The sequence below is a fragment of the Duganella sp. Root336D2 genome, assembly GCF_001425005.1.
Classification (GTDB): Bacteria; Pseudomonadota; Gammaproteobacteria; order Burkholderiales; family Burkholderiaceae_D; genus Rugamonas.
Window position 1 is genome coordinate 399,417 of the sequence record NZ_LMDB01000012.1, and the last position, 17,431, is coordinate 416,847.

Annotated in this window: 15 protein-coding genes; 13 read left to right on the plus strand and 2 right to left on the minus strand. The window is 66.6% G+C overall.

Annotated elements, in window-relative coordinates:
- Positions 1 to 72: 72 nt before the first annotated feature.
- A complete protein-coding gene (locus ASD07_RS11970) occupies positions 73 to 1,005 on the minus strand; it encodes an alpha/beta fold hydrolase (RefSeq protein ID WP_055929916.1) in 933 nt (310 codons plus the stop codon).
- Positions 1,006 to 1,165: 160 nt separating this feature from the next.
- Here ASD07_RS11970 and ASD07_RS11975 point away from each other — a divergent pair, with 160 nt between their 5' ends.
- Complete coding sequence (locus tag ASD07_RS11975; RefSeq protein ID WP_055929920.1) at positions 1,166 to 2,119, plus strand: alpha/beta fold hydrolase; 954 nt, start codon at positions 1,166 to 1,168, stop codon at positions 2,117 to 2,119.
- On the opposite strand, the gene ASD07_RS11980 is transcribed toward ASD07_RS11975, so the two are convergent.
- On the minus strand, positions 2,070 to 2,969 hold the full coding sequence (locus ASD07_RS11980) for a LysR family transcriptional regulator (protein ID WP_055929924.1): 900 nt from the start codon (positions 2,967 to 2,969) through the stop codon (positions 2,070 to 2,072). The two genes, ASD07_RS11975 and ASD07_RS11980, sit on opposite strands and share 50 nt — an antisense overlap.
- Before the next feature lie 128 nt (positions 2,970 to 3,097).
- On the opposite strand from ASD07_RS11980, the gene ASD07_RS11985 reads away from it, so the two are divergent.
- From ASD07_RS11985 to ASD07_RS12040, 12 genes are all read left to right on the plus strand, one after another.
- A complete protein-coding gene (locus tag ASD07_RS11985) occupies positions 3,098 to 5,047 on the plus strand; it encodes a TonB-dependent receptor domain-containing protein (RefSeq protein ID WP_055929927.1) in 1,950 nt (649 codons plus the stop codon).
- A 78-nt stretch (positions 5,048 to 5,125) separates the two neighbouring features.
- Positions 5,126 to 6,238 (plus strand): isochorismate synthase MenF, encoded by a 1,113-nt coding sequence (locus ASD07_RS11990; RefSeq protein WP_055929929.1) that lies wholly within the window; start codon positions 5,126 to 5,128, stop codon positions 6,236 to 6,238.
- On the plus strand, positions 6,235 to 7,809 hold the full coding sequence (locus ASD07_RS11995) for a (2,3-dihydroxybenzoyl)adenylate synthase (protein ID WP_055929932.1): 1,575 nt from the start codon (positions 6,235 to 6,237) through the stop codon (positions 7,807 to 7,809). Before ASD07_RS11990 ends, ASD07_RS11995 begins: the two co-directional genes overlap by 4 nt.
- Before the next feature lie 15 nt (positions 7,810 to 7,824).
- A complete protein-coding gene (locus ASD07_RS12000) occupies positions 7,825 to 8,685 on the plus strand; it encodes an isochorismatase family protein (protein WP_055929935.1) in 861 nt (286 codons plus the stop codon).
- An 8-nt stretch (positions 8,686 to 8,693) separates the two neighbouring features.
- The gene (dhbA, locus tag ASD07_RS12005; protein WP_082507275.1) at positions 8,694 to 9,527 is read left to right on the plus strand and encodes a 2,3-dihydro-2,3-dihydroxybenzoate dehydrogenase; all 834 of its coding nucleotides are present in this window, start codon (positions 8,694 to 8,696) and stop codon (positions 9,525 to 9,527) included.
- Positions 9,528 to 9,543: 16 nt separating this feature from the next.
- Entirely contained in the window at positions 9,544 to 10,701 is a 1,158-nt protein-coding gene (locus tag ASD07_RS12010; protein ID WP_055929938.1) for an efflux RND transporter periplasmic adaptor subunit, read from the plus strand.
- A gap of 3 nt (positions 10,702 to 10,704) precedes the next feature.
- Entirely contained in the window at positions 10,705 to 13,818 is a 3,114-nt protein-coding gene (locus tag ASD07_RS12015; RefSeq protein ID WP_055929941.1) for a multidrug efflux RND transporter permease subunit, read from the plus strand.
- Positions 13,796 to 14,044 (plus strand): hypothetical protein, encoded by a 249-nt coding sequence (locus ASD07_RS12020; RefSeq protein ID WP_055929943.1) that lies wholly within the window; start codon positions 13,796 to 13,798, stop codon positions 14,042 to 14,044. The genes ASD07_RS12015 and ASD07_RS12020 overlap by 23 nt, the downstream gene beginning before the upstream one ends.
- Entirely contained in the window at positions 14,041 to 14,337 is a 297-nt protein-coding gene (locus ASD07_RS12025; protein WP_055929946.1) for a hypothetical protein, read from the plus strand. Before ASD07_RS12020 ends, ASD07_RS12025 begins: the two co-directional genes overlap by 4 nt.
- Before the next feature lie 3 nt (positions 14,338 to 14,340).
- The gene (locus ASD07_RS12030) at positions 14,341 to 15,993 is read left to right on the plus strand and encodes a PepSY domain-containing protein (protein ID WP_055929949.1); all 1,653 of its coding nucleotides are present in this window, start codon (positions 14,341 to 14,343) and stop codon (positions 15,991 to 15,993) included.
- On the plus strand, positions 15,990 to 17,213 hold the full coding sequence (gene fes, locus ASD07_RS12035) for an enterochelin esterase (protein WP_055929952.1): 1,224 nt from the start codon (positions 15,990 to 15,992) through the stop codon (positions 17,211 to 17,213). Before ASD07_RS12030 ends, fes begins: the two co-directional genes overlap by 4 nt.
- Complete coding sequence (locus ASD07_RS12040; RefSeq protein WP_055929955.1) at positions 17,210 to 17,422, plus strand: MbtH family protein; 213 nt, start codon at positions 17,210 to 17,212, stop codon at positions 17,420 to 17,422. Before fes ends, ASD07_RS12040 begins: the two co-directional genes overlap by 4 nt.
- Positions 17,423 to 17,431 lie beyond the last annotated feature (9 nt).

Consider the following 17,431-nt stretch of genomic DNA (forward strand, 5'->3'; position numbering starts at 1 on the left):
GAATTAAATATTAAAAAAGCATTTAGATATTTGCAACTGCCATTTCAATCGTGCGCAGATCCTTGCATATCGCTACCTAGTCTTGCGCGCCAGAAAATCGCCCATCAGCTTGCCGATTTGCTCGCCGTCCTCTTCGAGGGCGAAGTGACCGGTGTCGAGCAGGTGCAGCTCGGCCTTCGGCAGGTCGCGCAGGTATGGTGCTGCGCCGGCGGCGGGGAAGATCTTGTCGTTCTTGCCCCAGGCGATCAGCATCGGCGGCTGGTGTTTGCGGAAGTAGGCTTGCCACTCCGGATAGCGCGCCGGGTTGCTGCCGTAGCTGTAGAACAGTTCGAGCTGGATGTCCTTGTTGCCGGGGCGGTCCATATAGGCCTGGTCGACGGTCCATGCATCGGGGCTGATCTTGCTGGCGTCGCGCGCGCCGTGTGTGTATTGCCATTTGGTCGCACCGATCTCGAAGAATGGTTTGAGCTTGGCTGCATTCGCCTCGGTCCTGTCGGCCCAATAGACCTTGAACGGCGCCCAGAACTCGTTGTCGAGGCCTTCGGCGTAGGCATTGCCGTTCTGGACCACGATGGCAGATACCCGCTCTGGGTGGGCGGCTGCGAGGCGGAAGCCGATCGGGGCGCCGTAATCTTGCACGTACAAAGCGTATTTCGATGCGCCGACGACGGTGGTGAATTTGTCGACTACGTTTGCCAGGTTATCGAAGCTGTAGGGGAATTTGTCGACGGCCGGTGCATCGCTTTGCCCGAAACCAGGGTAGTCAGGCGCAATGACATGATAGCGGTCGGCCAACTGTGGAATCAGGTTACGGAACATCTGTGATGACGTGGGGAAGCCGTGCAGCAGCAGTACGGTTGGCGCGTCTTTTGGGCCAGCCTCGCGATAGAAGATGTTGACGCCGTCGACTTTCACGCTGCGGTAGCTCACGTCCGTTGAGGCGGCGGATGCGGTGGCGGCTGCAAAGGCCAGGGCCAGGGATGCGGCGATGCGGGAGGTGTTCATGTTCGCTTCCTTCAAAAATAGTTGTGATGGGATGGATTGTAGGAAGCGCCTTTGGACGCCGGAACTACGCGCAGCGAAACAATCCATTTCGCATGGCGGCGTTCCGCCCGGCCCTTGGCGTCGGTAAAGTGGGGCCATCGACATCCCACTGGAGAACAACATGAACAAACTCGTAGCCGCCGCCACCCTCGCACTTGCCGGGGCCGCGCAAGCCGCTCCTGTCGCTTACCGCACGGTCGCCGTGGATGGCATCAACATCGCTTATCGTGAAGCGGGCGATGTCAGCAAACCCACGGTGCTGCTGTTGCACGGCGTGCCAAGTTCCTCACGCATGTATGACGGCCTGCTGCGCAAGCTGGGTGACCGCTACCACCTGGTGGCGCCGGACTATCCTGGCTTCGGCAACAGCGATGCACCCGATCCAGCCAAGTTCGCCTATACCTTCGAGAACCTGGCGTCGGTGATGCACAAGTTCACCGATGCAGTCGGTGCACAACGCTACGTGCTGCTGATGCAGGATTATGGGGCGCCGGTCGGCATGCGCATGGCGCTGTCGCGGCCGCAGGCGGTGCAGGCGCTGGTATTCCAGAACGGGAATGTGTACGAGGAAGGGCTAGGGGCAATGTGGGCCAAGCGCAAGCCATTCTGGGCGGACCGTGCGGCGCACGAGAAGGATGTCATCGCCGTGCACCAGTCGGTGGCTGCGACGCGTGCAAGGCATATCGGCAGTGATCCTGCCATCGACGCGTACGATCCCGACTTGTGGATGGATGAATATGCCTATCTCAATCGCCCGGGCCAGGCGCGTATCCAGGCCGACCTGATTTACGACTACCAGCACAACCTGGCGGCCTATCCTGAGTGGCAGGCCTGGCTGAAGCAGCGACGGTTGCCGACCCTGGTGGTGTGGGGTAAGCACGACCTGGCGTTCACCGTGCCGGGCGCGCAGGCCTTCAAACGCGACAACCCTGCGGCGGAAGTACACGTCCTGGACGGCGGGCACTTTGTGATGGATACGAAGCTGGACGAAGTCGCTGCCATCACCGGCAGCTTCCTCGGCAAGCTCAGTTCAGGTGCGGGTGCGTCCGAAGGTGCTGCGCCAGCAGGTCGATAAACTTGCGGACCTTGGAGGAGCCGTATTTGCTTTCGCGGTGCAGGATGTGTACCGGCCACGGCTCCTCTTCGAATTCCGGCAGGATGATCTTCAGTTTGCCGGCCGCCAGTTCGTCCGCCATCTGGTAGGAAAGCAGGCGGCAGATGCCAAGGCCGTCCACTGCAGCGCGGATGGCGGAGTCGTTGCTGGTGACGGTGAAGCGCGGTTTCATGCGGACGGTTAGGGCATTGTCCCCATCGCCGAACTTCCATTCCACGCGCGGAGTGATATTGCTGGCCGCGATGATCGTATGCTGTTGCAGTTCTTCCGGATGTTGCGGCACGCCGTTCCGGGCCAGGTATTCGGGGGAGGCACACAGGACGCGCCGCATCTGGCCCACGCGCAGCGCCTTCATGCTGGAATCGGGCAGGGGGCCCAGGCGCACGGCAACGTCCATGCCTTCTTCAATCAGGTTGACTACTCGGTCAAGGAAGTAGGCCGACACGTCGACATCAGGGTACTGCTGCAGGAATTGTACGATGCAGGGGGTAACGAAGTTCTTCCCGAACAGGACGGAAGCAGTGACCGACAGGTTGCCCTTCGGCGTCGAATTGACGCCTGCGACGGCGTCGTTGGCCTCGTCGATGCTGGCCAGGATGTTGCGGCAATCGTCCAGGTAACGCTGGCCGGCTTCGGTCAGGCGGACATTGCGGGTGGTCCTTTGCAGCAGCTGGGCGCCCAACTTTTCTTCCAGCGCCGCGATGGCGCGTGTGATTGCGGCCGGCGACATATCCAGGGTGCGCGAAGCGCCGGCAAAACTTTCCTGTTCGCCCACCGCCACAAATACCGACATCAGGTGCACGTGATCCATGAATCTCCTCCTGAACGTGATGGTAGCTGTTAATTATTGAACCAGATTAACTTTTTTGCCTTATACTTCTTGCATCATTGAATGAGAATGATTATCATTTGCGTTCTTTTTCAAACTCACTGCTTGTTATGTCCCTTTCGAAAACCCTTCTCGCGGCAAGCCTGGCCGCCATCGGCCTGCCTGCCTTTGCCGATGATGCTGGCGGCGTCGGCGATGGCAACGTCGTCGTGGTCACCGCTTCCATGCGAGCACACACCGTGGCCAATGCACCCGCCTTCACTACCGTCATTACGGCCGAAGATATCGCCAGGTCGCCGGTCAACGGCCTGGCCGACCTGCTGCGCGACAGCGTCGGTGTGAACAACCAGACCGACGACAACGGCCGCGACGAAATTCGCATCCGCGGCCTGGGCGGCAAATACACCCTGATGCTGGTGAACGGCAAGCGCGTCTCGTCCGGCGGGGCACTGTGGCGCGGCGGGGATTTCGATTTCAGCTCGATCCCGCTGTCCAGCATCAAACGGGTGGAGATCGTACGCGGTCCGATGGCGGCGCTGTATGGCTCGGATGCGATGGGCGGCGTGATCAACATCATCACCTGGCCGGCCACGAAAGAATGGAAGGGCAGCGTGACCGGTGAATACCGCACCGTGGACAGCGGCTACGACGGCGACCAGTATCGCGTGGGCGCCAACGTCTCGGGTGCGCTGAGCGACACCGTCAGCCTGTCGCTGGCGGGTGAGCGCTATGACCGCGACGCGTGGTGGGGAGCCCCGGCCAGCGACCAGACGCGCACCCCGCGCCTGGAGGAGAAAAAGGCCAGCAACCTGACCGGCACTTTGACCTGGCAGCTGGCGGAAAACCAGTCGCTGGACTTCGACCTGGGCTACAACAAGGACAAGCGCCCGCGCGTGATGTACTACTACGCCTTTTACCCTGAATGGAACTTCGAATCCAAGGATATCCGCGACCAGGAGATCGAACGCAACACCTACGGCCTGACCCATCGCGCCAACTGGGACTGGGGCAATACCACAGCCTACATCACCCGCGAGAGCGCCGAGATCCACGATTTCAACACGCGCTACGACAAGCCGCAGCAGCGCACCTTGAAGGAAGAGAACACCTACGCCAAGTTTTACGGCAACACGACCTTTGGCATCAACGCGCTGACCGCCGGTGTCGACCTGCGCCGCCAGGTGATCCGCGATGCCGTCAGCTACAAGGATACCGGGAAGGTCAGCACCGACAGCAAGGCGGTCTTCGTGGAAGATGAACTGACGCTGGCCAAAGACCTGCACCTGACGCTGGCCGGCCGACTGGACGACCACAGCGTGTTCGGCAGCCACTTCTCACCCAAGAGCTACCTGGTATGGCAGGGCAATGACGTGCTGACCGTCAAGGGCGGCATCAGCAAGGCCTTCAAGGCGCCGGATGCCTACCAGTTGACGAAGGAGTACCGTATCGTGAGCTGCGGCGGCAGCTGCTTCCTGGCCGGCAATCCCGAACTGTCGCCTGAGACCAGCACCAACTATGAACTGGGCTTCGAAGTGCACCAGAAGGGCTGGGACCTGACCGCCGTCGCCTTCAAGAACGACGTCGACGACCTGATTGTGGCGACCTATGACGCACCGACCAATTCGCGCCGCTGGGTCAATGTGGCGCAGGCCAAGACCAAAGGCCTGGAGCTGGAAGCGAGCGTGCAGCTGCATCCTTTGCTCACGCTGTCGGGCAACTTCACCCACCTGAAGGCGGATTACACCAACGAAAACGGCAAGACCACGGTGCTGGACAACCGTCCTGAAAACGTGGGCCGCGTCGGGCTGACCTGGTCTGCAGTACCGGGCGTACAGGCTTCGCTGTCGGCGCATTACGCCGGCAAGCAGTTCTACTCGGAGAAAGAGCTGCCAGGCTACACCCGCGTCGACCTGGGCATGTCCGCCAAGGCGGGCAAGCACTGGACCCTGCGCACCGGCGTCAAGAACCTGACCGATGTCGACCTGTCGAAGAAGAGCAAGGACTTCAGCTTCTTTGAGCTGGGCCGCAATTACTACGCCAGCGCCACTTACAGCTTCTGATGCACACAGGGGCCAGCCCCCTGATCCCGTAGCCAGCGTAAAGCCAGCGAACATTTCAAACAGTTTGCGAGGTAGAACATGGCTACAAGCTTATTCCTGTCGCCGCACCGTTCGCTGCGTGGCAGCGGCGTTGCGGAACGCATCGATACGCCGGCACACGATGCCGGCCGCCTGCAGGCCGATGTCGCGGCAGCCTTGCGCCGCGCCCGCGAGCGCGGCAATCCGCACCCGGTGGTGCTGGGGGCAATTCCTTTCGATACGCGCCAGCCGTCGGCGCTGGTGGTGCCGCTGGCGTCCGAGTTCGTCGACCGTAACGACATGGTGCGCGGCACGGCGGCGGAACTGCCGCCCATCCTGCATACGCAAAGCATTCCAGGCGAAGAGCGCTTCAAGCAAGGCGTGCGCCAGGCTGTGGCGAATTTTGGCCTGAGCGATATCCGCAAGGCCGTGCTATCGCGCCTGCTGGACGTGGAGCTGGCCGGCAATGCCGATGCCGGCGATATCTTCCGCCGCCTGGTGGCGCGCAATCCTTCCGGCTTCCAGTTCCGGCTGCCGCTGGCGGACGGTTCCGAACTGGTTGGCGTCTCGCCTGAGCTGCTGGTGCGCAAGGAGGGCGGGCGCCTGGAGTCGAATCCGCTGGCCGGTTCGGCGCGGCGCGATGCCAACCCGGCGCGCGACCGCGAGGTGAGCGAGGCGCTGCTGCGCTCTTCCAAGGACGCTTACGAGCACCGCCTGGTGACCGATGAAATCCGCCGCGTGCTGGCGCCGGTCTGCCGAGACCTGAATATTCCTGAGCGGCCTTCTCTGCTGTCGACGGCCGCCATGTGGCACCTGTCCACGCCGATCGAAGGGGCGTTGCACGATCCCGCCATGGGGGCGCTGGAGCTGGCCTGCCGCCTGCACCCGACGCCGGCGGTGTGCGGCTTCCCGACGCGCCTTGCGCGCAAGCTGATCGATCTGGTCGAACCGTTTGACCGGGGGCTGTTCGCGGGCATGGTGGGCTGGTGCGACGATGAGGGCAACGGCGAATGGGCGGTGACGATCCGCTGCGGCCGCGTGGCCGGCAACCGCGTGCAGTTGTTTGCAGGCGCCGGCATTGTGGCCGATTCCTGCCCGGATGCCGAGTGGGCCGAAACCCAGGCCAAGCTGCAGACCATGCTCGGCGCACTGACCGCAAGGGAGGCCGCATGATCGAATTCACCGCATGGCCGCAGGAGGCGGCGCAGCGCTACCGGGAGCAGGGCCTGTGGGCCGGGCTGCCTTTGACCGAGATCCTGGAACGCCAGGCGCGCGCACATCCGCAGGGCATCGCCGTCATCTGCGGCGAGCGCATGCTCAGCTACCGCGAGCTGGACGAACAGGCGGAGCAGCTGGCGCAAGTGCTGGCCCGGCGCGGCCTGGGCGTGGGCGATACCGCCCTGGTGCAATTGCCCAATGTGGCGGAACTGTATATTGCCTTCTTCGGCCTGCTGAAAGCCGGCGTGGCGCCGGTGAATGCGCTGTTCAGCCACCAGCGGCTGGAACTCGCGGCGTATGCGCAGCAGCTGCGGCCCAAGCTGCTGGTGGCTTCGGCCAGCCATGCGCTGTTTGCCAACGACGGGTTCGCGCGCGAGCTGGCCGTGCCGCACACCATGGTGCTGGGGGAGGACGGCTTCCGCGAACAGGCCCAGGGCATCGGGCCGCGGCCGCAGCATTCGCCCGCCTCCGAAGTGGCCTTCTTCCAGCTCTCCGGCGGCAGCACCGGCACGCCCAAGCTGATCCCGCGCACCCATGACGACTACTACTACAGCGTGCGGCGCAGCGCCGAGATCTGCCGCCTGGACCGCGGCACGCGCTTCCTGTGCGCGCTGCCGGCAGGCCACAACTTCCTGCTCAGTTCTCCAGGGGCGCTTGGCGTGTTCCATGCCGGCGGCACCGTGGTGCTGGCGCCGGCGCCGGAACCGCTGGCCTGCTTCGCGCTGATCGAAAAGCACTCAGTGAACATGGCGGCGCTGGTGCCGTCCGCTGTCGCCCTGTGGCTGCAGGCGGCGCAGCAGGCGGAACGCCGCGCGCAGCTTGCGTCGCTGCGCCTGCTGCAGGTGGGCGGCGCCAGCTTTGCGGAGGCCCTGGCGCGCCGCGTACCGCAGGAACTCGGATGCGCGCTGCAGCAGGTGTTCGGCATGGCCGAAGGCCTGGTCAACTACACGCGCCTGGATGACGCCGACGACGTGGTCTACACCACCCAGGGCCGCCCCATGAGCGATGCCGACGAGGTGCGCGTGCTGGATGCGGATGGCCGGCCGGTGGCGGACGGCGAGACCGGCATGCTGGCCACGCGCGGTCCGTACACTTTCCGCGGCTACTACCGCGCGCCCGAACACAATGCGCGCGTGTTTGATGCGGACGGCTTCTACCACACGGGCGACCTGGTGCAGCGCGGCGCCGGCGGCAACCTTCGCGTGGTCGGCCGCGTGAAGGACCAGATCAACCGCGGCGGCGAAAAGATCGCTGCCGAGGAAGTGGAGAACCTGCTGCTGCGCCATCCCGGCGTGCTGCAGGCGGCGCTGATTTCGGTGCCCCATGCGCTGCTGGGCGAAATGAGCTGCGCCTGCATCGTGCCGCGCGGCGACAGCCTGCGTCCGGTCGAACTGCGCAAATACCTGCGCGGCCTGGGCGTGGCCGACTACAAGCTGCCCGACCGCTTTGAAATGCTGGACCGCCTGCCGCTTACGGCGGTCGGCAAGACCGACAAGCTGGCGCTGCGCGCCAGTATCCCGAATTGAGATGGAGCCTGGACCATGAGCATTCCCGTAATTTCTTCCTACCCGATGCCGCAGCCCGACAGCCTGCCCGCCAATAAGGTGGCGTGGCAGCTGGAGGCGCGCCGCGCCGTGCTGCTGGTGCATGACATGCAGGACTACTTCCTGCGCTTTTACGGCGCGGACAGTGAATTGCGCAGCAAGCTGGTGGCCAATATCGGCGCCCTGTGCGCCTGGGCGCGTGCCCGCGGCGTGCCGGTGGTGTACACCGCGCAGCCGGTCGAGCAGAGCGCCGAGGAGCGCGCGCTGCTGAACGATATGTGGGGCCCGGGCCTGACCACCGCCGATCCGGCGCTGCAGCAGGTGAATGCCGCGCTGGCGCCGCAGCCGGGCGATACGGTGCTGGTCAAATGGCGCTACAGCGCCTTCCAGCGCTCCGAGCTGCAGTCGCTGATGCGCGACTGGGGGCGCGACCAGCTGCTGATCGCCGGGGTATACGCCCATATCGGCTGCATGACGACGGCGCTGGACGCCTTCATGCGCGACGTGCAGCCGTTCATGGTGGCCGATGCGCTGGCCGACTTCAGCGAGGAGGAGCACCGCATGGCGCTGCGCTACGTGGCCGGCCGCTGCGGCAGCGTGACCCACACTGCGCAGGTGCTGGCGGCGCGTCCGCAGCTGGACATCGAGTGGCTGCGCGCCAGCCTGCTGCCGCGCCTGGAGGAGGGCGGCTTCGGCCCGGACGACAACCTGGTCGACTACGGCCTCGATTCGCTGGAGGTGATGGCGCTGGTGGCCGAATGGGAGAAGCTGGGCGTGCGCGTCAGCTTCGAAGAGCTGGCCGGCACGCCAACGCTGAACGCGTGGTGGGACGTCCTGCAGCGCAAGCTGGCCGCATGAGGTGAGCCATGTTCCTGGCTGACCAGAACAACCTGACTTCGGCGCGCCCGCATGCGCCGCCGCGCCCTCCCGGCCTCGATTTCGAGGGGCGCCAGGTATGGGTGACGGGCGCCGGGCGCGGCATCGGCTACCAGGCGGCGATGGCATTCCGCCAGCTGGGTGCGCGCGTGATCGGCATCGACCGCTGCTTCGATTCGGAGCTGGGCTCCATGCATGGCAAGAAGTATCCCTTCAAAACGGTGCAGCTGGATATCACCGACCGCGCCGCGATCGGCAAAGCCTGCAGCCAGCTGCTGCTGGAAACGCCGCGGGTGGACGTGCTGGTCAACGCGGCCGGCGTGCTGCGCCTGGGGCGGCTGGAGAACACCAGCGCCGAGGACTGGCAGGCTTGCTTCGACATCAATGTGGGCGGCGTGTTCCACATCCTGAGCCGGCTGCTGCCGCAGTTCAAGGCGCAGCGCTTCGGCAGCATCGTCAACGTGGCGTCGAATGCGGCGCACGTGCCGCGCCTGAACATGGTGGCGTATTGCGCCTCCAAGTCGGCACTGGTCAGCCTGAGTCACTGCGCGGGACTGGAACTGGCGCAGTACGGGGTGCGCTGTAACCTGGTGTCGCCCGGTTCGACCGACACGCCGATGCTGCGCTCCATGCTGCCGGACGAGGAGGGCATGCAGCGCACCATCGCCGGCCTGCCGGAGCTGTTCAAGCTCGGCATCCCGCTGCGCAAGATCGCCACCGCGCGCGAGATTGCCAACACCATTGTTTTCCTGGCCTCCGACCTGGCCAGCCATATCACCATGCAGGACCTGGTCGTCGACGGCGGTGCCACGCTGGCCGCATGACCGCACTGGAGCATTTATGCAATTCATGAAGTACCTGCCGGCCCTGTTGCTGCTGGCCGCCTGCGGCGCGAAAGAGGACAAGCCGCCCGTGCCGGCGCTGCCGGAAGTGGCGGTCGCCACGCTGGCGCTGGAAAAGCTGGCGCTGAACAGCGAGCTGCCGGGCCGTGTGGCCGCGGTACGCGTGTCGGAAGTGCGTCCGCAGGTGGACGGCGTCATCGTGCAGCGCTATTTCGAGGAAGGCGCCGACGTGCGCGCCGGCCAGCTGCTGTACCGCATCGACAGTGCCAGCTATGCGGCGCGCCAGGAGCAGGCCAGCGCCGAGCTGGCGCTGGAGAAGGCCAGCCTGGTCAACCTGCGCGTCATCGCCGAGCGCTACGTGCGCCTGCTCGATTCGCGTACGGTGACGCAGCAGGATCACGACCTGGCGCAGGCCAATTACCTGCAGGGACTGGCCCGGGTGCGCGCCCGCGAAGCATCGCTGAAGGCCGCCGACATCGACCTGCAGCGTACCGAGGTGCGGGCCGCGATCGCCGGCCGCATCGGCCGCGCGGAGGCGACCGAAGGGGCGCTGGCGGCGCGTGCGCAGCAGGAACCGCTGGCGCGCGTGCAGCAGCTCGATCCGGTGTACGTTGACGTGGTGCAGTCCAGCCAGCAGATGCTGGCTCTGCAGCGCGCGCTGCGCAGCGGCAGCGTCAAGCCGGGCGCGCGCGCGGTCACGCTGGCGCTGGAAGACGGCAGCGAGTACACCCATGCCGGACAGCTGCAGTTCGCCGAAATGCAGGTGGACCAGCAGACCGGCATGGTGACGCTGCGGGCGCGCTTCCCGAATCCCGACCGGCTGCTGGTGCCGGGCATGTATGTCCGCGCGCGCGTCGAGCATGGCGTTCAGCCGGAAGTGGTGATGCTGCCGCAGCAGTCGGTGCGCCTGGGCGAGGGCGAGAAAGCTTCGGCCCTTGTGGTCAATGCCAAAGGCGAGGTCGAGCCGCGCCAGCTGGTGCTGGCCGGCAGCCACCAGGGACGCTGGGCGGCGCTGTCCGGCGTGCGGGCCGGCGAACGGGTGATCGTTGAAGGCGCCATGAAGGCGGCGTCGGGCACCCGCGTCAACGCTGTCGAATGGCGCGATCCGGCGCTCGGTGCCGCTGCCGCACCGGCGCCGGCGGGGCACGAGGGCTGAGCGATGGTGGCACGTTTCTTTATCGCCCGGCCGGTGCTGGCCTGGGTGCTGGCAGCCGTGGTCATGCTGGGCGGCTTGCTGGCGCTCGCCTTGCTGCCGGTGGCGCAGTATCCGAATATCGCACCGCCGACGGTGCGCGTGTCGGCCAGCTATCCGGGCGCGTCGGCCCAGGTGGTCGAGCACAGCGTGGTGCAGGTGCTGGAGCAGGAGCTGAAGAACCTCAAGCACCTGACCTATTTCGACGCCAGCAGCAGCTCGGCCGGCGAGGCGGAGATCATGCTGACGTTCGCGCAAGGCGCCGACCCGGCGCTGGCCCAGCTCGAGGTGCAGAACAAGGTGAACCAGCTGGCGTACCGCCTGCCGCGCGCGGTGCAGCAGAACGGCCTGAATGTGACGGCCATGCAGAACAGCTTCCTGATGGTAGTGGTGTTCAGCGACCGCCAGGGCACGCTGGGCGAGGGTGCGCTGGCCGACTGGATGAGCAGCCAGGTGATCGATGCAGTCAGCCGCGTGCCCGGGGTGGGCGAAGTGCGCAACTTCGGTTCGCCGTACGCCATGCGCGTGTGGCTGCAGCCGCACAAGCTGCACAGCTTCGGCCTGATGCCGGCCGACGTGGTGCGCGCCATCGAAAGCCAGAATACCGAAGTGCCGGTGGGCGAACTGGGTGCGCGGCCGGCGCCGGCGGGGCAGGCGCTGAACGTGTCGGTGACTGCTCTGTCGCGCCTGAAAACCCCGCAGCAGTTCCGCGACCTGATCCTGAAGACGCGCCCGGACGGCGCCGTGGTGCGCCTGGCCGACGTGGCGCGGGTGGAGACCGGCAGCGAGTCCTATGGCGCGGCATCGCGCCTGGACGGCCAGCCGGCTTCCGGCTTTGCCGTCATGCTGGCGCCGGGCGCCAACGGCCTTGCCACGGCGGCTGGCGTGCGCGAGCGCATCGCGGCGCTGCAGCCGTCCTTCCCGGCCGGCGTCGAGGTGGGCTATCCGGAGGATGCTACGCGCTTCGTCAAGCTCTCGATCCGCCAGGTGGCGGCGACGCTGGCCGAGGCGGTGCTGCTGGTGGTGCTGGTGATGTTCGTCTTCCTGCAGGGCTGGCGCGCCACGCTGGTGCCGGTGATTACGGTGCCGGTGGTCCTGCTCGGGACCTGCGGCGTGCTGGCGCTGACCGGTTTCTCGATCAATACCCTGACGCTGTTTGCCATGGTGCTGGCGATCGGCCTGCTGGTGGACGATTCCATCGTGGTAGTGGAGAACGTCGAGCGCATCATGTCGGAGCAGCGCGTCGGCGCGCGCGAAGCCACCCTGCAGTCGATGCGCGGCATCACCGGCGCCTTGGCCGGCATCGCCATCGTGCTGGGCGCGGTTTTCCTGCCGATGGCCTTCTTCCCCGGTTCCGTCGGGGTGATCTACCGCCAGTTCTCGATCACGCTGGTGACGGCGATGGCGCTGTCCGTGCTGGTGGCGATCACCCTGACGCCGGTGCTGTGCGCGGCCCTGCTGCGCCCGGCCGCGGCGCATGCGGCGGACGGCCGCTTCGCGCGCGCCATGGCGGCGTTGCAGCGGCGCTACGACGCCCTGCTGCGCAAGCTGCCTGGCCGCCGCTGGCGCCTGGTCGCGGTGTACGCCGTGCTGCTGGGGGCCACCGCCTGGGGCTACCTGCGCCTGCCGGCTTCCTTCATCCCGGTCGACGACCAGGACACGGTGATGGTGCGCTTTGCGCTGCCGGCCGGCGCCACCTATCCGCGCACAGCCGAACTGGCGCGCCAGGTGGAACGCCATTTCCGCGAGAATGAAAAGGACAATGTGGCGATGGTTTACACCATTGCCGGCATGGGAATGGGCGGCGCAGGCCAGAACGCCGGCATGGCCTTCGTCAACCTGAAGGACTGGTCGCAGCGCAAGGGCGTGGAAAACTCGGCGCAGGCGATCGCCGCCCGCGCCACCGGCGCGCTGGGCAAGCTGCGCGATGCGCGCGTGTTCGCCATGGTGCCGCCGCCGATCGACGGCCTGGGCGAGGCCAGCGGCTTCGAATTCTGGCTGCAGGACACCTCCGGCGCCACGCCGGAAGCATTGGCCGGGCGTGCCATGCAACTGGCGGCGAAGGCGGGCGAACTGGCCGGCGTGATGTACGCCGAAGCCGACGGCAGCGAAAGCAAGGCCCTGCTGCGCATCGACATCGACCAGGCCAAGGCGCTGACATTGGGCCTGAACCTGGACGACGTCAACAGCACGCTGAGCGCGGCCTGGGGCGGCGTCTACGTCAACGACTACCTGCATGAAGGCCGCGTGCGCAAGGTGCTGGTCCAGTCCGACGCGCAGTGGCGCGCCAGCCCGGACGACTTGCAGCACTGGTCGGTGCGCGGCAGCGGCAACGCCATGACGCCGCTGGCCGCTTTTGCCAGTACGCGCTGGGATAGCGGCCCGACGCAGCTGCGCCGCTTCAACGGCCTGCCTGCGGTGCATATCAGCGGCGCCGGTGCGCCCGGCGCCAGCTCGGGCGAACTGATGGCGCATATCGAAAGGCTGGTGGCGCAGCAGCCCTCCAGCCGCCTGGCCTGGAGCGGCCTGTCCTACCAGGACCAGCTCTCGCGCGGCCAGGCGCCGCTGCTGTATGCGGTATCGGTGCTGTTCGTGTTCCTGTGCCTGGCCGGCCTGTACGGCAGCTGGTCGATCCCGTTCTGCGTGCTGCTGGCGATTCCGCCTGGCGTGCTGGGCGCGGTGGCCGGCGCCGGACTGCTCGGCCTGGAGCGCGACATCTTCTTCCAGGTTGGCGTGCTGGCGACGGTCGGCCTGTCGGCCAAGAACGCCATCCTGATTGTCGAATTCGCCCAGGCGGCGGTGCGTGCGGGGCAGGGACCCTGGGCCGCGGTGACGGCCGCCGCCAGCCAGCGCCTGCGGCCGATCCTGATGACGTCCCTGGCGTTCGGGGCGGGCATCGTGCCGCTGGTGCTGGCCAGCGGGCCGGGCGCGGCGGCGCAGCAGGCCATCGGCGCCAGCGTGCTGGGCGGTGTTCTGGTCTCGACGGCGCTGGGCGTGTTCCTGGTTCCGCTGTTCTATCTCTCCATCCTTGAACTCGGCCAACGCCGGGCAATTCCAAATGATCCTGTTCCTATTGCTTGATATTGCGGGCTGCTGCCTGCTGTACCTCGGCCACCGCCACCAGGGCTGGCTGGCGCAGCCCATTGGCCCGCTCGGCGTAGCGGCCGGCGTGCTGGCCCTGCTGCTGGCATTGGCCTCCGCCTGTCTGGCCTTGTCGCCGCTGGCGGCCGTTTTCGCGTGGCTCGCCATCAGCATGCTGGCATTCAGCGTGCTGCCCTTCGCCTCCCTGCTGAAAGGAAAACCATGAGCGCCAAACCCGATGCGATCCGGCCTGACTTGTGGAGCAAGACCTTTGCCGGCGCGGTGCTGGGTGCCACGCTGGCGCTGGCCGTGGCCGGCCTGTTCGCCTGGGCTGGCCCGGGCGGTATCGGCGCCCGCGAGAAGGCGCAGTTCGTGATGTGGATCATGGCGCCGTTGTGGATGGCGGTTTTCTCCACCGTCTACCTGTTCCGCAGCGGCCTGCGTGCCGTGCTGTGGCTGGGCGGCGCCAATGCGGCGGCATACAGCCTGTTGTTCTATGTCCGTTACACCCTGGGGTAAGCCATGAAAGTCCGCAGCGATATCCTTCGCATTTACCAGTCACTTCATACCTGGACCGGCATCTGCGCCGGCATCCTGCTGTTCATCGGCTTTTTCGGCGGCGCACTGACCATGTTCAAGCATCCGCTGGAACGCTGGGTCAGCGCACCGTCCGCAGTCGCCGGTGCGCTGGCGCCGCAGCAGGTCGACACCGTCGTACGCGAAGTGCTGGCGGCGCACCCGGCCGCACGGGAAGAATTTACGCTGCACGTGCTGCGGCATGAGAACAATCCGGCGCCGGTGACCTGGAGCGCAGGGCATGCGGGCCGCGACATCGACCTGGATGCCATGCGCTGGCAGGGAATGCTGGATGCGCAGGGCAGGCTGGTGGCGCAGGAAGTGCGTCCTTCCCTGTTCGGCGAACTGGTGGACATGCTGCACCGTACCGGCGGCATTCCCGGCACCTTGGGCGACGAGTACCTCGGCGTGTACCTGATGGGCGTGGCGGGCGTGCTGTATTTCCTGGCGCTGGTGTCCGGCGTGATCCTGCTGCTGCCGACGCTGGTCAAGGACTTCTTCGCCCTGCGCAAGGGCAAGAACCGCAAGCGCTTCTGGCTCGATGCGCACAATGTGATCGGCATCGCCAGCCTGCCGTTCCACATCGTGATCAGCCTGACGGTGATCGTGTTTGCTTTCCACGACCAGTTCTACGGCAGCCTGCAGCAAGTGGTGTACGGCGAGAAGAAGATGTGGATGCGCCCGGCCGGGACGCCGGGCCCGGGCGATGTGGCGAAGCTGGCGCCGGCCAGCGAGCTGCTGCGCCGCGCGCAGCTGGAGGCGCCGGGCTTCGAGGTGACCGACATGCTGTTCATGGACCTGGAGAGCCCGCGGCCGCTGGTTCGCGTCGGCATAGCCAACGAGGACTATGTGGTGCGCGGGGCGGTATCGGGCTATCTCCTGATGGATCCGTACAACGGCGAGGTGCTCAACACCAGCATGCTGCCGACCAAAAGCGACACCTGGAGCAGCATCGTGGCGCCATTCTTCTCGCTGCACTTCGGCAGCTACGGCGGCGACTGGATACGCTGGGCCTATTTCGCATTCGGGCTGTCGGGGGCGTTCCTGTTCTACTCGGGCAACCTGCTGTGGGTCGAGAAGCGGCGCAAGAACCAGCTGCGCGACCAGGCGCCGCCGGAGCAGCCGCGCCGCACGGCCTTGCTGGCGGCAGCTACCGTGGGTATCTGCCTCGGCAGCGTGGCCGGCGTGGCAGGGGCCTTGCTGGCTGCGAAATGGCTGCACGCATCGGCAGGCAATCTCAATGCGGCGCTGATGACGTCCTATTATCTGGTGTTCCTGGCATGCGTGGCCTGGGCCTTTTGGCGCGGCGCTGCGCGGGCTGCGCCCGAGCTGCTGGCGCTGTGCGCCCTGGCCGGGTTCGCGATCCCGGCCACCTCGCTGCTGGCGCGTCTGCTGCCTTCGCTTGGCATGTGGGCGCACGGCAGCATGGGCGCGCTCGGCGTCGACCTGGCAGCGCTGGCGCTGGCATTGCTGCTGGCATGGGCGGCGCGCCTGGCTGCACGCCGTGCCCGCAGCGGCCCGGTGGATAGCGTGTGGGCGGCTCCTGCCGCCGCCGTTGCCTTGCCCGGTCCGGCACAGCCCCTGGAGCGCCGGGCATGATGGATCGCGCCGATCTTGGCAGCGCGTCGTGGTGGAGCGGGGTTGCCGCGCGCGGCACGCCGCTGTTGCGGGTCGCTGAAGGCGAGGATGGGGCCATGGCCGCCGTCACTTTCCTGTGGCGCGAACCTGCGGCCGCGCAGACGCAGGATGTCTACATTGACGTGTACTCGCACACGCCGCACCCCAGCAACGGGCCGGCCGCCATGCGCCGCCATCCCGGCACCGATGTCTGGAGCTGGGAGACTACGCTGCCTTGGGACTGGCGCGGCAGCTATTTCCTGCTGCCGGTGGCAGCGGGCCAGCAGCCGCCGCAAGAGGGCGGTGGCGCAGCCTTGCGCCGCTGGTGGGTCGGTTTGCTGGAGACCAATGCCCAGGCCGACCCGCTCAATCCGGGGCCGGCCCATGGCGGCAATTGGGGCCAGCCGCTGTCGCCCCTGGTGCTGCCCGATGCTGCCGTGCACCGGGCCTGGGACCGGGCTGGCGGTGCCTTGCCCCAAGGTCGCCTGGCCCGCCATCGCTGGCAGAGCGCCGCGCTGGACATCGGCCGCGAAACATGGATCTACCGCACGGCGCCGCATACGGCGTGCGAAGCGCCACTGGTGCTCCTGCTGGATGGCCAGTACTGGGCGCAGCAAATGCCGCTGTTCGGGGCGCTGGATGTGCTGACAGCGCAGGGGGAGCTGCCACCGGCGGTCTACCTGCTGGTGGATGCCGTATCGCCCGGGCGGCGCGCGCTGGAGCTGCCTTGCCACGCCCCGTTCTGGGAAGCGCTGCTGGAGGAGCTGCTGCCTGCGGCGCACGCGCTGGAGCCGTTCAGCGCGCAGCCCGGCCGCACGGTGGTCGCCGGCCAGAGCTTCGGCGGCCTGGCGGCAGCCTATGCGGCACTGCACTGGCCCGCGCGCTTCGGCAATGTGCTGAGCCAGTCGGGTTCCTTCTGGTGGCCGGATCCATCCGATACCGCCAGCGGCGGCTGGCTCGCCGGCTCGGTAGCCCAGGGGCCGGCGCTCGGCCAGCCGCTGCGCTTCCTGCTGGAGATCGGCTGCTACGAAGACGAGATGCTTGGCCCTAATCGTTCCTTCCACCAGGCGCTGTGCGCTGCCGGCCACCGTTCCTTCCTGCGCGAAGTGCGCGGCGGCCACGACTGGCTGTGCTGGCGCGACGGCCTGCTGGAAGGCTTGTGTGAATTGATGAAAGACTTTGACGAGACCGAACAACCATGAACAACGAGAACACGACCAATCCATTTGACGACGAGCGCCACCAGTTCACGGTGCTGCGCAACAGCTCTGGCCAATACAGCCTGTGGCCTGAATTCGCCGCGCAGCCGGCCGGCTGGCAGGTGCAGCACGGACCGGCGCCGCGCAGCGAATGCGTTGAATTCATCGAGCGCCACTGGCTCGCGATCAACCCGTTCGCAGCAAGCGCCTGAGGAGCCCCC

What these genes read in the sequence shown, in the direction of transcription:
- ASD07_RS11970 (WP_055929916.1), bottom strand. Translation starts at nt 1,005, where the DNA reads ATGAACACCTCCCGCATCGCCGCATCCCTGGCCCTGGCCTTTGCAGCC.
- ASD07_RS11975 (WP_055929920.1), top strand. Translation starts at nt 1,166, where the DNA reads ATGAACAAACTCGTAGCCGCCGCCACCCTCGCACTTGCCGGGGCCGCG.
- ASD07_RS11980 (WP_055929924.1), bottom strand. Translation starts at nt 2,969, where the DNA reads ATGGATCACGTGCACCTGATGTCGGTATTTGTGGCGGTGGGCGAACAG.
- ASD07_RS11985 (WP_055929927.1), top strand. Translation starts at nt 3,098, where the DNA reads ATGTCCCTTTCGAAAACCCTTCTCGCGGCAAGCCTGGCCGCCATCGGC.
- ASD07_RS11990 (WP_055929929.1), top strand. Translation starts at nt 5,126, where the DNA reads ATGGCTACAAGCTTATTCCTGTCGCCGCACCGTTCGCTGCGTGGCAGC.
- ASD07_RS11995 (WP_055929932.1), top strand. Translation starts at nt 6,235, where the DNA reads ATGATCGAATTCACCGCATGGCCGCAGGAGGCGGCGCAGCGCTACCGG.
- ASD07_RS12000 (WP_055929935.1), top strand. Translation starts at nt 7,825, where the DNA reads ATGAGCATTCCCGTAATTTCTTCCTACCCGATGCCGCAGCCCGACAGC.
- dhbA (WP_082507275.1), top strand. Translation starts at nt 8,694, where the DNA reads ATGTTCCTGGCTGACCAGAACAACCTGACTTCGGCGCGCCCGCATGCG.
- ASD07_RS12010 (WP_055929938.1), top strand. Translation starts at nt 9,544, where the DNA reads ATGCAATTCATGAAGTACCTGCCGGCCCTGTTGCTGCTGGCCGCCTGC.
- ASD07_RS12015 (WP_055929941.1), top strand. Translation starts at nt 10,705, where the DNA reads ATGGTGGCACGTTTCTTTATCGCCCGGCCGGTGCTGGCCTGGGTGCTG.
- ASD07_RS12020 (WP_055929943.1), top strand. Translation starts at nt 13,796, where the DNA reads ATGATCCTGTTCCTATTGCTTGATATTGCGGGCTGCTGCCTGCTGTAC.
- ASD07_RS12025 (WP_055929946.1), top strand. Translation starts at nt 14,041, where the DNA reads ATGAGCGCCAAACCCGATGCGATCCGGCCTGACTTGTGGAGCAAGACC.
- ASD07_RS12030 (WP_055929949.1), top strand. Translation starts at nt 14,341, where the DNA reads ATGAAAGTCCGCAGCGATATCCTTCGCATTTACCAGTCACTTCATACC.
- fes (WP_055929952.1), top strand. Translation starts at nt 15,990, where the DNA reads ATGATGGATCGCGCCGATCTTGGCAGCGCGTCGTGGTGGAGCGGGGTT.
- ASD07_RS12040 (WP_055929955.1), top strand. Translation starts at nt 17,210, where the DNA reads ATGAACAACGAGAACACGACCAATCCATTTGACGACGAGCGCCACCAG.